The organism is Methylocystis sp. SC2, from assembly GCF_000304315.1.
Classification (GTDB): Bacteria; Pseudomonadota; Alphaproteobacteria; order Rhizobiales; family Beijerinckiaceae; genus Methylocystis.
The window spans coordinates 2206886-2221236 of sequence record NC_018485.1 but is presented as its reverse complement, the minus strand read 5'-3'; the positions used below and the strand labels follow the sequence as shown (position 1 = coordinate 2221236).

Below are 14351 nucleotides of genomic sequence, written 5' to 3'. Positions count from 1 at the left end.
TTGATGCGTTCGGCGCCCGCAAAACAGGCGGTCTTCAGCCTGAGGCCTCGACAAGCTGCAACGTGCGGCGCGCAATGTCGAGATGCAGACGTTCGACCATCTTCCCGTCGATCTGCACCACGCCCTTGTCGGCGTTTTCCGGTTCGTCGAACACGGCGATGATCCGGCGGGCGAAATCGACCTCCTCGGCGCTCGGCGCGAAAATTTCATTCACCGGACCGATCTGGCCCGGATGAATGAGCATTTTTCCGTCAAAGCCGAAGTCGCGCCCCTGCTCCGCCTCGCGACGTAGCCCGTCGAGATCGTTGAAGTCGTTGTAAATCCCGTCGATGATCTCGATGTTGTGGACCCGCGCCGCCAGCACGCCGGCCGAAAGCCAGGACGACAGCGCCGGCCGTCCGGGCGTGAGCCGCGCGCGCGTCGATTTGGCGATGTCATTGGGGCCAAGCACCAGGACCTCGAGTCGCGAGGCCCGATCGTCCGCGGCGCTGGCGATTTTATCGATGTCCAAGACGGCGCGCGGCGTCTCGATCATCGCCCAGAGGCGCGTCTTATACGGGGCGCCGGCGGCGACGAGATCGGCGGCCGCCTTCAAAATCTCGTCGCGTGAACTGACCTTGGGAATGACGATCCCGTCTGGCCCGAGCGGCGCGATGGCGGCGATGTCGGGCTTATACCACTCGCTGCCGCGGGCGTTGACCCGCACCACGAGCTGCCGCGCGCCATAGCCGCCGCCGGCCACCGCCGCCGCGACCTGCGCGCGCGCCGTCGCCTTGGCGGAGTCCGCGACCCCATCTTCAAGTTCGAACATCAGGACGTCGGCGGCGAGCGTCTTGCCCTTCTCCAGCGCTCGGGCGTTCGAGCCCGGCATCGCCAGCACGCTGCGCTTTAGTCGCGAAATCATTCAAAACTCCAGCATCGAAACGATTCGGCCTGCTCTTGACCCCGCCGCGTGATCTACACAATAACCCCAGGGTCCGCCATCCGCTTGACCAAGGCGAACTTAGCCAAGGCGGACTTGCCGAGACCGACCTGGTCAGGCGCGCGAAGGGAACGTTAAATGGCGGATCACGAGCAGTCGTTCGGCGCGACCGGTCTGCCGGAAACCCTCATTGAGGGCTATGAGTCCTTCATTCGCGGGCGTTTCATGGCCGATCACGACCGATTCGAAGAATTGGCGGTCAGGGGCCAGACGCCCAAAACGATGATCATCAGCTGCTGCGATTCGCGCGTCGCGCCCGAGACCATCTTCAACGCTGGCCCCGGCGAGCTTTTCGTTTTGCGCAACGTCGCGGCGCTAGTGCCGCCGTACGAGCCCGACGATCACTATCACGGCGCTTCCGCGGCGCTGGAATACGCCGTCATGGCGCTAAAGGTTTCCGATCTCGTGGTGCTCGGCCATGGGCAATGCGGCGGGGTGCGCGCCTATGCGGAGATCGCCGCGGATCCCGACACGCCGCGGCTGAGCCACAGCGACTTTATCGGCGACTGGATCAAAATGCTTGGCCCCGCGGCTGATCGCCTGGGCGTTCGGCCTGATCCCAAGGACGCCCATTATGTGGAGCGTCTGGAGTTCGAGTCGGTGAGGCAGACGCTGCGCAACTTGCGCTCCTTTCCCATGATCCAGGTGCTCGAACATCACCGGCATCTGCGGCTGCACGGCGCCTTGTTTCGAATCATGGACGGGCGATTGTTCCTGCTCGACGAATCGACGGGGGTCTTCAATCCCGTCTGCGATGGAGCCTACGCCGCCGCATTCGCCGAGGCGCGCTTTTGACGGCGGGCGCCTCGGCGGACCGCGGCCGCATTCCGTTCATCGCCGGCCTGCGCGACATCGCCGACGGATATGACGCGATTCTGTGCGACGGCTGGGGCGTGCTGATCGACGGCCGGCGCCACTTCCCGGAAGCCGCCGAGGCCTTGCGGCGCTTCCGCGCGCAAGGCGGGCTTGTCGTGCTGATCACCAACGCCTCGCGCCCGGACGAAGAAGTGCGCCGCCAGCTCCTGGGCCTCGGCGTTCCGCAGGACTGTTTCGACGATCTCCTCTCGGCGGGGGAGCTGGCGCTGCGCGAGATCGTCGCGCGCGCCGGACAGGCGGTCTACCACCTGGGCCCCGCACGCGACGACGGTCTGTTCCGCGCGGCCGCGCGGCGTCTCGGCGCGCCGGTCATGCGCGTCGGGCCGCAGGCCGCCGATTATGTCGTCTGCACCGGCCTCTTTGACGAGCGCAACGAAGCGCCCTCGGACTATGACGAGGAACTCGCGGAGCTGAAGGCGCGCGATCTGACGATGCTGTGCGCCAATCCCGACATTGTCGTCGCCGTCGGCAATGATCTCGTCTACTGCGCCGGCGCCATCGCCGAACGCTATGCGGCGATCGGCGGCCGGGTTCTGACCTTGGGCAAGCCCCACGCCCCGATCTACGCCGCCGCCTTGGAGCGGCTCAGGAATTTGCGCGGCGGCGATGTCGACAAGGCGCGCACGCTGGCGATCGGCGACGGCGCTTTCACCGACCTTTCCGGCGCGGGCCGCGCCGGGCTCGACTGCCTCTTCATCATCCATGGCGTGCATCGCGCCGAACTGCATCCCGGCGGCGGCGCGCTTGACGAAGCGGCGCTCGAATCGCTCTTCGCGCGCGCCGGCGCCCGTCCCAAGGCTTTGGCTCGCGAGCTTTTCTGGTAAAAGGGGCTGCGCAGGCCTCTCCTGCGGTCAGATCCGCGACGCAACTTTCCGGTGGCTTCCATGTCGACGCCGTTCAAAATCTACTATTTCGAAGATCTGAGCGTCGGGATGCGCGAGACGCTGATGAAGGCGGTGATGGACGACGACGTCATCGCCTTCGCCGATCTTTCCGGCGACCGCAATCCGATTCATCTGTCGGATCACTTCGCCTCGAAGACGCGCTTTGGCGAGCGCATCGTCCATGGCCTTTATACGGCCTCGCTCATTTCGACGGTCATCGGCATGTATCTGCCTGGCCCCGGCGCCGTCTATCTGTCGCAGACGCTGAATTTCCGCGCGCCGGTGAAGATCGGCGACGTCATCACCGTCATTGTCGAGGTGGTGGAGCTGATTGAAAAAGGCCGGCGCGCCAAACTCAAATGCGAATGTCTCGTCGACGGCAAGGTCGTGCTCGACGGCGAGGCCTTCGTGATGGTGCCCAGTCGCGAGCAGGTGATGCGCGCCGCGGCGCCGGCGCCAGCAGAGGCGAAGCCGGCCTCGGCTTGATTCTTCCGGCCCGGGCCGTGTCCGCCTCCTTCATTGTCGCGCGCGACCCTCAAGCGCCGCCGCCTGGACTGGAAGGCGCGGTCGCGGCGGTCGGCAATTTCGACGGGCTCCATCGAGGCCACCGCGGCGTCATCGCACGGGCGCAGGCGCTTGCCGCGAAACTCTCGCTTCCCTGCATTCTGCTGACGTTCGAGCCGCATCCGGCGGATTTTTTTGCGGGCCGGACGGTGATTTTTCGCCTCACGCCGCCCGACGCAAAGGCGGCGCAGGCGGCCCGGCTCGGCCTCGATGGGATTATCGTGCTCACCTTCGACAAGGACTTCGCGCAGAGCCCGGCGCGCGTCTTCACGCAAGAGATCCTGCACAAGCGCCTGCAGCTTTCGGCGGTCGTCGCGGGCTATGATTTTCGTTTCGGCGCCGGTCGCGAAGGCGGACCGGAGTTCCTGCGCGCCGAAGGCGAACGGCTCGGGATGATCGTGGAGATCGTCGACCGCATCACCCAGGACGAAGAAGGCAGCCTGGAGGCCGTCTCCTCGACGGCGACCCGCGAAGCGCTCGAGCGCGGCGACGCGGCGTTGGCCCGCCGGCTTCTCGGCCATCCCTATTTCATTCGCGGCGTCGTGCGGCACGGCGACAAGCGCGGACGCGAATTGGGCTTTCCCACCGCCAATATCGCGCTCGATCCCGCCAATCGGCTCAAGCACGGCATCTATGCGGTGACGATCGAGGTCGAGGGGAAGGTTCATCAGGGCGTCGCCAGCTTCGGACGCCGGCCGACCTTTGACAATGGCGCGCCGCTGCTTGAAGTCTTCCTCTTCGATTTCGACGGCGACCTCTACGGCAAGGAGGTCGAAGTCGCCTTCTACGGCTTCATTCGGCCGGAACAAAAATTCGACAGCGTCGAGGCGCTCGTCGAAAGAATGCGCGTCGACGTCGAAGAGGCGCGAAGACTCTTGGCCGACAGCGGCGCGTCGACGCAGGGCGAATGATCTGTTGCCATAATTTGCGCGCGATCTAGCTTGGAGACATCGTCCTCGACAGGAGGGAGCCGTTATGAACGAAGAGCCCAAGGGACGGGTCGAAATCATCTTGCCGGGCGAGGAGACCGACGCCTCTCGGATCTGGGTCGCAACGGGCGGCGGCGGTCGCGTCAAGGTCGTCAAGCTCTCGCCCTGGCAAAGCCTGTTCGTCACCGCCGCGCTGCTGCTGTTTCTCTTCATCGGGTTCACGCTGCTGTCCGGGGCGTTTCTGGTGTTGCTCGTCATCGCCGTCGCGGCGGGCGGCCTCGCCTTTCTCGCCGGACTGCTGGGGCTGAGGCGCCCCCGCTAGGAGCGCCGGCCGTCTTTTCCCGTTCGGCTTGCGCTGCTATTAAGGACCAGATGCCTTTCCTGACCGCCATTCGAATTACCGGCCCCGGCCCGCGCGAGATCACGCTGCATTTGGGCGCGATCGCCCAAATGCAGACGCCGTGATCGCTCTGAATAGTTTGGAGCGCGCACAATGCGAGAAACCAGGCGCCGCTTTTTCGCAGCGCGCTCCTGAGCTAAAGGCTCGCGCAGGGTCCGGGCGCGGCGCGGATTGGCGCTCTTTCCACAAATCCTCTAATCAGCGCGGCAATAGCGGCGCTTAGGGCGCCCGCGTCCGCCCCAGCCGGTTTTCACGACGATGAACGACGACAGCCCGAACGGGCCCGACTATTCGAAAAGCCTCTATCTGCCGGTCACCGATTTTCCGATGCGCGCCGGCCTGCCGCAGCGCGAACCGGAAATCCTCAAGCGCTGGGAGACGATCGGCCTGGAGCAGAAGATGCGCGAATCGGGCGAAGGCCGTCCGAAATTCACGCTCCACGACGGCCCGCCCTACGCCAATGGCGACATCCATATCGGCCATGCGCTGAATAAAATCCTCAAGGATCTGGTGACCCGCAGCCAGCGCATGACGGGCAAGGACTGCGTCTATGTGCCGGGCTGGGACTGCCACGGCCTGCCGATCGAATGGAAGATCGAGGAGGAGAATTACCGCGCCGTAGGAAAGCAGAAGCCCGATTTCACCGATCCCGACGCGATGATCGCCTTTCGGCGCGAGTGCCGCGCCTACGCCGAACATTGGCTTTCCGTGCAGCGCGAGGAGTTCAAGCGCTTAGGGGTCGCCGGCGCATGGGATCATCCCTATTCGACGATGGCCTATCCGGCGGAAGCGACGATCGCCCGCGAGATCATGAAATTCGCCGCGAACGGCCTGCTCTATCGCGGCTCGAAGCCGGTGATGTGGAGCGTCGTCGAAAAGACGGCGCTCGCCGAAGCCGAAGTCGAATATGAGGATTATACCAGCGATCAGGTCTGGGTGGCGTTTCCGATCCCGCGGGGCGCCGCAGGCGAACTGAGCGACGCGCGCATCATCATCTGGACGACGACGCCCTGGACGCTTCCCGGCAATCGCGCGATCTCCTTCTCGTCGAAGATCGACTACGGACTCTACCGGGTCACCCATGCGCCTGAGGGCAATTGGGCGCTGCCGGGCGCGACCTTCGTCATCGCCGACAAGCTCGCGAGCGACGCCTTCAAGGCGGCGAAGGTCGACGGCTACGAGCGCCTGCACGACGTTCCCGCAACAATGCTCGCCGAGCTGATCTGCGCGCATCCGCTTGCGCATCTTGGCTATGATTTCGACGTGCCGCTGTTTGACGGCGAACATGTCACCGACGATACGGGCACGGGCTTCGTGCATACCGCGCCGGGACACGGCCGCGAGGACTTCGACATCTGGATGGCGAACGCGCGCGCGCTGCAGGCGCGCGGCATCGATTCGCGCATTCCCTATACGGTCGACGAGGACGGCTTCTATACGACGGACGCGCCGGGCTTTGCCGGCAAGCGCGTCATCACCGACAAGGGCGACAAGGGCGACGCTAATGAAGCGGTGATCGCCGCGCTGGTTCAATCCGGCAATCTGATCGCGCGCGGAAAATTGAAGCACCAATATCCGCATTCGTGGCGCTCGAAGAAACCGGTGATCTTCCGCAACACGCCGCAATGGTTCATCGCGATGGATAAATCCATCGCGTCTGGGTTCATCGCGATGGATAAACCGCTCTCCCACCCTGCCCTCGAGGGGGAGGGTCGCGCCGAAGGCGCGGGGTGGGGTGAACGCGGCGCGGGATCGAAATCGTCACCCCCGCCCGCGTCGCTGCGCGACGCGACCTCCCCCCTCAAGAGGGAGGTGGGCAACGCCCCCACGCTTCGCGAGATCGCGCTTGAGGAAATCGCCCGCACGCAATGGACGCCGGCGGCGGGCGAGAACCGCATTCGCGGCATGATCGCCAATCGTCCCGACTGGGTCGTGTCACGCCAGCGCGCCTGGGGCGTGCCGATCGCCGTCTTCGTCAGGAAGGGGACGCATGAGCCGCTCGTCGACGCGCGCGTCAACGCCCGCATCATCGCGGCGTTCGAAAAGGAAGGCGCCGACGCCTGGTATGAAGCGAAGGCCGCCGAGCGTTTTCTTTCACCCGATTACAACGCGGCGGATTACGACAAAATCGCCGACGTTCTCGACGTCTGGTTCGATTCGGGCTCGACCCACGCCTTCACGCTCGAAGACCCCGTTCATTTCCCGATGCTCGCCGGCATCCGCCGCAAGCGCGACGGCGGCGACGACGAGATCATGTATCTCGAAGGCTCCGACCAGCATCGCGGCTGGTTTCATTCCTCGCTGCTCGAAAGCTGCGGCACGCGCGGCCGGGCGCCCTACGATTCCGTGCTGACGCATGGCTTCGTGCTCGACGAGCGGGGGCGCAAAATGTCGAAGTCGCTCGGCAATGTCGTCGCGCCGCAAAAGATCATCGCCGATTCCGGCGCCGACATCATGCGGCTCTGGGTCGCCGCCTCCGACTACGCCGACGATCTGCGCGTCGGACCTGAAATCCTGAAGACCTTCGTCGAGCTTTATCGCAAGCTGCGCAACACGAGCCGCTGGATGATCGGCGCGCTGGCGCATTATCAGCCAAATGACGATGCGGCGATGCGCGAGGCGGGAGAGCTCGAGCGTCTCATGCTGCATCGTCTGCATCAGCTCGACGAGTCGATCCGCGCGTCCTATGCGGCATACGACTATAAGCGCGTCGTCGCGCTGCTCACCCATTTCATGACGAGCGAGCTGTCGGCTTTCTATTTCGACGTGCGCAAGGACGCGCTCTATTGCGATCCGCCCTCGAGCGTGAAACGCAAGGCGGCGCTCGCGACCATCGATCGCATCTTCCGCAGCGTCACGACATGGCTCGCGCCGATTCTCGTCTTCACCGCCGAGGAGGCGTGGCTTTCGCGCTTTCCGAACGCGCTATCCGTGCATCTTGAGCATTTTCCCACCATTCCCGACGCCTGGCGCGACGACGCGCTTGCCGCCAAATGGGAGAAGATCCGCAAGATCCGCTCGGTCGTCACCGGCGCGCTCGAAATCGAACGCGCGCAAAAGCGCATCGGCTCTTCGCTGGAGGCGGCGCCGATCGTCTATGTCGAGGATGAGTCGTTGCGCGCGGCGTTGGAGGGCGTCGATTTCGCCGAAATCTGCATCGCCTCGGATATTCGCGTCCTGCCGGGAGAAGCGCCGACGGACGCCTTCCGCCTGCCGGAAGCGCCGGGCGTCGGCGTCGTTTCGCAACGCGCGGCGGGCGTCAAATGCGCCCGCTCGTGGAAATATTTCGACCCCGCGGCGGCGGACCCGGATTATCCCGACGTGACGCCGCGCGACGCACAGGCGTTGCGTGAGCTTGTCGCGCTCGGCCGCTGGAGCGGGGCAGGCGCGTAAGTGAACGTTCTTCTCGCATTTCTCGCCAATACGATCGTAAATTTCGTCATCGGCCTCACGGTGGCGAAATTTCTTGGCCCCGAGGAATATGGCCGCTTCGCGCTCGCCTTCTCCATCGCGGTGGTCGTGCAGACGGCGCTCTATGATTGGCTGCGTCTTTCGGCGACTCGCTTTTACTCAAAGCGCACGCGCAACAAAGAGCCGGTGGTGCGCTCGACGCTCGACGCGGCCTTCATCGCCGTCACGCTCTTCCTTGCATTGGCGACTGGCGCTTATGCGCTTGCCGGGCCGCCGCTCGACTTCGAAACCAACCTCATTCTGCTTGCGCTGCTGACGTCGGTCGCCAACGGGCTTTTCGATTATTGCACCGCATTGGTTCGCGCGCGTTTTCATGATCACGCCTATGTGCGCCTCATGCTCGCCAAGAACGCGCTGTCGCTTGTTCTGATTGGCGGCGGCGCCTTCATCTTTCACTCGGCTGCGGTGGCGCTCGCCGGCGGCGTCGCGAGCCTATTCGGCACGGTCATTCTCGGACGTCGCGCGCTGCTTGATCCCGGCGCCGACATTCGCGCCGCCTCGAGTCAGAATGCGCGTGCGCTTGCGGCCTATAGCGCGCCGATCGTGACCGCGCATCTTCTCTATCAGGCGATGCCGCTTGTGGCGCGCTCCATCGTGGCGAGCGTCTTCGGTTTCGCCGAAACCGGCCAGTTCGCGCTGGCCTATGATCTTGGCGTGCGTGCGGTGCAGGCGCTCGGTTCGGCGCTCGACGTGCTCTTGTTTCAAATCGCCGTCGCCGCGCATGAACGCCACGGCGTCGACCGCGCCAAGCAGCAGATCGCGCGCAACATGGGCGTCGTCGTCGCCTTTTTGCTGCCGGCGTGCGCCGGCCTCTGGTTCGTCATGCCGTCGATCGAAGCGCTCATCGTGCCGGCGCAATATCGCGGTCCCTTCGGCCATTACCTCGGCCTGCTGCTTCCGGGACTTTTCGCGATGGGCGTCATTCTGTTCGGCGTCAATCCCGTCTTTCAGATCGAAAAAAAGACGGCGCCATTGATGGTCGCGGCGCTTGCGGCGGTCGCCTTCGGCCTGGCGCTGCTCTTGATCCTGCCCTGGGGCGCGGACGCCTCCAATCTCGCGATCGCGCAAGCCGGCGCCTATATCGCGGCGCTTGTGGCGACGGTCTATTTCGCGCTGCGCACGCAGCCGGTCTGGCCGTCGTTCTGGGACATGTTCGCCGCGCTTGTGGCGACGGGCGCAATGTCGCTCGCGCTCACGCCCCTGCGCGAGATGAGTCCGGGCATTCTGGCGCTCATCGTTCAGGTCCCGACCGGCGCGGCGGTTTACGGGCTGTTGACCGTCGCCTTCGACATCGCCGGTCTGGGCGTGCTTGCGACGACGTGGCTCGACCGGCGGTTTGCGCGCTCGTGACGCGGCCCGTCGGCGTCGCCATATGTTAGGCTAGCGATTGATAAGGAGCGCGCCCATGGTGATGCCGATCTATGACGACGCGCCGTTGCGTTATTTGCGGCGGCCGATCGTGAATTGGACGCTGATCGCGCTCAACGTCGTCATCTTCCTCGTCGTGCAGAGCGAGATCTTCGGCGATCCGCTGACCGTCGTGCGCGGCTTCGCGATCATCCCGCGCGTGCTCTTCGGCGAGGCCCAGCTCGCCGACTGGATCGTCGGTCCTCCGCCGGCGTTGACGCTCGTCACCGCGCTGTTCTTTCACTCGTCTTGGATGCACCTCGGCTCGAATATGCTGTTCCTCTATGTCTTCGGCGACAATGTCGAAGACGCCATGGGGTCGCTCCATTATCTTCTGTTCTATCTCTCTTGCGGCGTCGCCTCCGGCGTCTTCTACATCTACGCCACGCCGCATTCGATCTTGCCGCTCGTCGGCGCGTCGGGCGCGATCTCCGGGGTCTGCGCGGCCTTTCTGCTGCTCCATCCGCGCGCCACGGTGGCGGGAATCTTTCCGCCGCTCTCGCTGGCGCTTGCGCCGATCTGGCTCGGCGCCTGGCTCTCGGGGACGCGCCTGAAGTCGATCCTGGGGCTGCGGGCGCCGCTCTTCTCCTTTGTCGCCTCGGGCTGGCTTTTCGTCGGCGCCTGGATTGTGATGCAGCTCATCAACGCCTCCATGGGCGAGGGCGGCGCGGTCGCCTGGATGGCGCATGTCGGCGGCATCGCCGCGGGCCTGGTGCTGACGCCGGCGTTCAAGCGCCGCCGGCACAGGCTGTTCGACCGCGGCGGCCCGCTCGCCCCCGCGCCGCGCCCGCCGGACGCCGGCGACGACGCGCCCTGATCGCAGTTTTTGATCTGCGTGTCCGCCGAGCGCTCACGTCGAGAAACTGCGCGGCGGATATGCGTTGATCGAGAGGTTCGTGCTAAGCTTGACATTGGCGCGTCACGCTCCTCCCGTGAATCAATTGGTGCGATGCGGGCCAGCAGGCGAACGGGGCCGACGTGGACATCCTTCAATGGAAATGCAGCAGGTTCGCTATTTCCTGGCCGTGGCCCAGACCCTCAATTTCACCAGGGCGGCGGAGCAATGCAATGTCTCCCAGCCGGCGCTGACGCGCGCCATCAAGCTGCTGGAGGATGAACTCGGCGGCGATCTGATCCGCCGGGAGGGACGGCTGTCCCACCTGCCCGACCTCGGGCAGCGCATGGTGCCGCTCCTCCGCCAGTGCCACGAAAGCGCCGTCACCGCGAAGGCGCTGGCGACGTCCCTGAAGAAGGGCGAGATCGCGACCCTCAATGTCGCGGTCGCGAGCGCCGTCGACATCGCGTTGCTGATGCCGGCGCTGAGCGAAATGTATGCCGCCTTCCCCGAGCTGTTGCTCAGGCTGAAGAGGGGCGGCTCGCCCGCCATCCGACAGATGCTGGAGAAAGGGGAAGTCGATCTCGCGATCGGAAGCGCATTCGGCGAGGGGTCGGACCGTCTCGATTCCTGGCGCATGTTCGACGACTATTTCGACATCATCGCCTGCGATGAACACGACCTCGCGCGCGGCAATGGCGCGGCGCTGGAGCCGACTCAATTATGCGCGTATCGGCTCCTGCTGCATAAAGGCGTCGACGCCACCGACGCCGAAGTCGAACGTCTGACGTCGGCGGGTCTTTCGCTCGTCAACGTCCATGAGGTGGATTCGCTCGGCGACCTCGAGGCGCTGGTGCGCGCCGGCTTTGGCGTCGGTCTCACGCTTGCGAGCGCGCTGCGGACCGGCGGCATTCGTCACCTGCGAATCCACAGCATCGACGTCGAGCGCCCTGTCTCCGTCTGCATGATATCGGGACGCCCGCGCTCGCGCGAGGCCATGGCGCTGCTTAACCTATTGCGCGGCGCCGACTGGACCATGGTTCTCGGATAAAGTCGCGCATTTCGCCGATGACGAGGCCATGTCGGCGGCCGCGGCGATCAGCGCCGACGGTTCGAGCCGCCGCCGATAGTCGGGATCGACGTGACGAAACCGGACCACTCCCTCCCGATCCAGAAGAAACACGGACGGCACCGGCAGTATCCAAGCCGATCCCCCCTGGTAACACGGCACATCCCAACCGGCCGCCGCGATGAGCGACGACATGTCGTCAGGCACCCAGATCGCGAGATTCAGCGCCAGGGCGTAACCATTGTCGACATCGGAAAGAAAAGGAAAGCGCGCCTTCGCCTCGCGTTTGATCTCGCGCGTGTATTTCCGCGTTTCCGCCGAGATCGCCACGAGCTGAACCGGCTTCATCGCATCTTCGATTTGAGCCAGCCCCGCCGCGTTCAACCGACAATAGGGGCACCAATGTCCGCGGATGAATGCGATCGCGACCGGGCCCGCGCGCAGCAGCGCGTCAAGGCTGACGAGCCGACCTTGCTCGTCCGGCAGCAGGAAGGAGGGCATTTTCTCTCCGATCCGCGGCGCGAGGCTTCCGGCGGCGACTTGCTCCAGCCGATTGACGAAATTGTCGACGGCCCCGGCGAAAACGGGACTCAACCGCCGAACCTCGTCGGCGATATATTTGAGCTTGTCGCCCAAAGGGGCATTCTCGCTGCCGATGCGAAGAAAGGCGTCTTCGAGCGCGGCAAGAAGTTGCGAAACTTCCATTCGAACGATCTCCTCGCCCGAGCCTACCATATCAATTGCCTGGCGGCAGCGAGGCGCCGTCGCCGCGCGTTTCGTGAAGAATGAACCCTTCGACCGGATCGAAAGTCTCTCGCCAGGGCGGCCTTTCCAGCGTCGCCCGCATGTGGCGATAGCCAGCCTCCCAACGGCTTCTGATGCCGTGGGCGCTGAAGTCGATGTCCTTCGTGTGGTCTTCATTATCAAGCTGGGGCGCGAGGAGGCGCACAACATGCATCCTGGTCAGGCACCCGTATTGGGCGAGTCGTTCGACCTCCGGATCCTGGCGTATGTCCGCGGGCAATTTGCGCGATAATTCCGCGATGACATGCCTCAGATAGTGAAGCTGTCGCTGCCGCTTTATGTGGGTCCCCGCGCGGCTGGAATATTGTAGGTCCTTTTGCCGGTTCATGACCTCCCAAATGGTGCGCGGCTCGGCGCCATGCGGGTTCCATAGATGCACGACAAAGACGATTCCGCTTCTTCGGCGCGCGTCGTCGAACACCGCTTCGACGGGCGTGTTGGAGAGGATGCCGCCGTCCCAGTAAAGTCTGCCATCGATGCGGACGGCCGGAAAAGCCGGGGGCAACGCGCCGGAAGCCAATATGTGATTGAATGTCAGGCGTTCCTCGCGACTGTCGAAATAGCGCATTTCGCTGGTTTGCACGTCGCAGGCGCCGACCGTCAGGCGCGTCGGGCCGGCGTTGATCCGGCCGAAGTCCACGAGGTCGCGCATTGTCTCCTTCAACGGCTCGACCGAATAGTAGGCCGCCTGGTCGGCGCCGAGCGGCGTATGCGGACTGACGAAAGCCGCGAGATTGGGGCGGAAGAAACTTGGAATGCCGGCGCTTATCGCGAAGCTGTTGCGAAGCAGCGCGCCGAAAAAAGCGGTAGAGGGCGCGTGAAGAAAATGCGCATGTTCCACGCGTTTCCAGAACTCGCGCAGTTTCTCCATGCGCGCTTCCGGCGCATTGCCGGTGATAATCGACGCATTGATCGCGCCGATCGAGGTGCCGATCACCCAGTCGGGTTCCAGCCCGGCTTCATGAAAGGCTTGGTAAACGCCCGCCTGATAGGCGCCAAGCGCGCCGCCGCCTTGCAGGACGAGCACAAGCTGCCCGAATTCCTTGATTTCGGATGCAAGATTTGTCATGGCGTTCCTCATTAAAATTGTTGCGCATTGCTTCAATGCGCGGTCCATCCGCCGTCGATCGGCAATGCGGCTCCGGTGATCGATTTGCCTGAGTCGCTCGCGAGAAACACGGCAAGCGCCGCGATCTCTTCCGTTTCGGCGAAGCGCTTGGTGGGCTGCGCCGCCAGCAACACATCGCGTATGACTTCTTCGCGCGTCAGGCCGCGCGCCATCGCGGTGCTGTCGATCTGATTTTCGACGAGCGGCGTCCAGACATAGCCGGGGCAGATGGCGTTGCAGGTGACCCCAAATTCCGCGCCTTCCAGCGCCACCGCCTTAGTCAGTCCGACGACGCCGTGCTTCGCGGCGACATAGGCGCTCTTGAAAGGCGAGGCGACGAGACCATGCGCCGAGGCGACATTGACGATGCGGCCGAAATTGTTCGCCTTCATCCCGCCGAATGACGCCTTGATCGTGTGGAAGGCGGCGGAAAGATTGAGCGCGATGATCGTATCCCACTTATCGTCGGGAAAATTCTCGATCGGATTCACATGCTGGACGCCGGCATTGTTGACGAGAATGTCGACCTTGCCGAATTTCCACACCGAGCGGACGATCAGATTGCGCGCTTCGACCGGATCCACGAGATTCGCGTCGTCAAAAATGACTTTCACGCCGCTTTCATCGGCGAGCTCCTCGCAAGTGCGATCGATGTCCCGTCGATCGCCGAGTCCATTGATCACGATATCGGCCCCGGCGCGTGCGAGCGCGCGCGCGACGCTGAGCCCAATTCCCGATGTCGAGCCCGTGACGACCGCGATGCGGCCGGACAGATGTCCCGACGTGCGAGGGTTTTCGAGAACCTGCATGTCCATTATTTCGGCTCCATCTCTTACGCCGCATGGCGGCGATGGCCGAACCATGCGCCGCGGCCGAGATGTTTTGAAATGCCGTCTCGTTTTAATCTCGATAGCCGATGGTTATGCGCGCTCGCTTCGCCATGCGCTTTTTGCATCGACTTGATGCGGACATTCGAATGGTTGCGCACGCTCCCCGCGGATAACTTCCCCTCGTGTTGATGA

General features: G+C 64.2%; 13 protein-coding genes. 9 read left to right on the top strand and 4 right to left on the bottom strand.

Annotated elements, in window-relative coordinates:
- Window positions 1-34: 34 nt before the first annotated feature.
- Complete coding sequence (locus BN69_RS10745) at window positions 35-904, bottom strand: HpcH/HpaI aldolase/citrate lyase family protein (RefSeq protein ID WP_014891632.1); 870 nt, start codon at window positions 902-904, stop codon at window positions 35-37.
- Window positions 905-1060: 156 nt separating this feature from the next.
- Here BN69_RS10745 and BN69_RS10740 point away from each other — a divergent pair, with 156 nt between their 5' ends.
- The 9 genes from BN69_RS10740 (at window position 1061) to BN69_RS10700 (ending at window position 11399) form a co-directional block, all read left to right on the top strand.
- On the top strand, window positions 1061-1777 hold the full coding sequence (locus BN69_RS10740; RefSeq protein ID WP_014891631.1) for a carbonic anhydrase: 717 nt from the start codon (window positions 1061-1063) through the stop codon (window positions 1775-1777).
- On the top strand, window positions 1774-2682 hold the full coding sequence (locus BN69_RS10735; RefSeq protein WP_014891630.1) for a TIGR01459 family HAD-type hydrolase: 909 nt from the start codon (window positions 1774-1776) through the stop codon (window positions 2680-2682). The genes BN69_RS10740 and BN69_RS10735 overlap by 4 nt, the downstream gene beginning before the upstream one ends.
- A 60-nt stretch (window positions 2683-2742) precedes the next feature.
- Complete coding sequence (locus tag BN69_RS10730; protein WP_014891629.1) at window positions 2743-3228, top strand: MaoC family dehydratase; 486 nt, start codon at window positions 2743-2745, stop codon at window positions 3226-3228.
- A gap of 17 nt (window positions 3229-3245) precedes the next feature.
- A complete protein-coding gene (locus BN69_RS10725; RefSeq protein WP_014891628.1) occupies window positions 3246-4217 on the top strand; it encodes a bifunctional riboflavin kinase/FAD synthetase in 972 nt (323 codons plus the stop codon).
- 64 nt (window positions 4218-4281) lie between these two features.
- Window positions 4282-4557 carry a hypothetical protein gene (locus BN69_RS10720; protein ID WP_014891627.1) on the top strand — a complete coding sequence of 92 codons (276 nt, stop codon included), beginning with the start codon at window positions 4282-4284 and terminating at the stop codon, window positions 4555-4557.
- A 336-nt stretch (window positions 4558-4893) separates the two neighbouring features.
- Window positions 4894-8028: an isoleucine--tRNA ligase gene (locus BN69_RS10715; RefSeq protein WP_014891626.1), complete on the top strand. Its 3135-nt coding sequence runs from the start codon at window positions 4894-4896 to the stop codon at window positions 8026-8028.
- Entirely contained in the window at window positions 8029-9456 is a 1428-nt protein-coding gene (locus tag BN69_RS10710; RefSeq protein WP_014891625.1) for a lipopolysaccharide biosynthesis protein, read from the top strand. It begins immediately after the preceding gene.
- A 55-nt stretch (window positions 9457-9511) separates the two neighbouring features.
- Window positions 9512-10330, top strand: a complete 819-nt coding sequence (locus BN69_RS10705) for a rhomboid family intramembrane serine protease (RefSeq protein WP_014891624.1) — start codon at window positions 9512-9514, stop codon at window positions 10328-10330.
- Between the two features lie 175 nt (window positions 10331-10505).
- The gene (locus tag BN69_RS10700) at window positions 10506-11399 is read left to right on the top strand and encodes a LysR family transcriptional regulator (protein ID WP_014891623.1); all 894 of its coding nucleotides are present in this window, start codon (window positions 10506-10508) and stop codon (window positions 11397-11399) included.
- Here BN69_RS10700 and BN69_RS10695 read toward each other — a convergent pair.
- The 3 genes from BN69_RS10695 to BN69_RS10685 are packed head-to-tail and all read right to left on the bottom strand — an operon-like array spanning window position 11361 to window position 14144.
- Window positions 11361-12122 (bottom strand): peroxiredoxin-like family protein, encoded by a 762-nt coding sequence (locus BN69_RS10695; protein ID WP_148277089.1) that lies wholly within the window; start codon window positions 12120-12122, stop codon window positions 11361-11363. The two genes, BN69_RS10700 and BN69_RS10695, sit on opposite strands and share 39 nt — an antisense overlap.
- Window positions 12123-12153: 31 nt before the next feature.
- A complete protein-coding gene (locus tag BN69_RS10690) occupies window positions 12154-13290 on the bottom strand; it encodes a patatin-like phospholipase family protein (protein ID WP_014891621.1) in 1137 nt (378 codons plus the stop codon).
- Window positions 13291-13322: 32 nt separating this feature from the next.
- Window positions 13323-14144 carry a 3-hydroxybutyrate dehydrogenase gene (locus BN69_RS10685; protein WP_014891620.1) on the bottom strand — a complete coding sequence of 274 codons (822 nt, stop codon included), beginning with the start codon at window positions 14142-14144 and terminating at the stop codon, window positions 13323-13325.
- Between the last annotated feature and the right edge of the window lie 207 nt (window positions 14145-14351).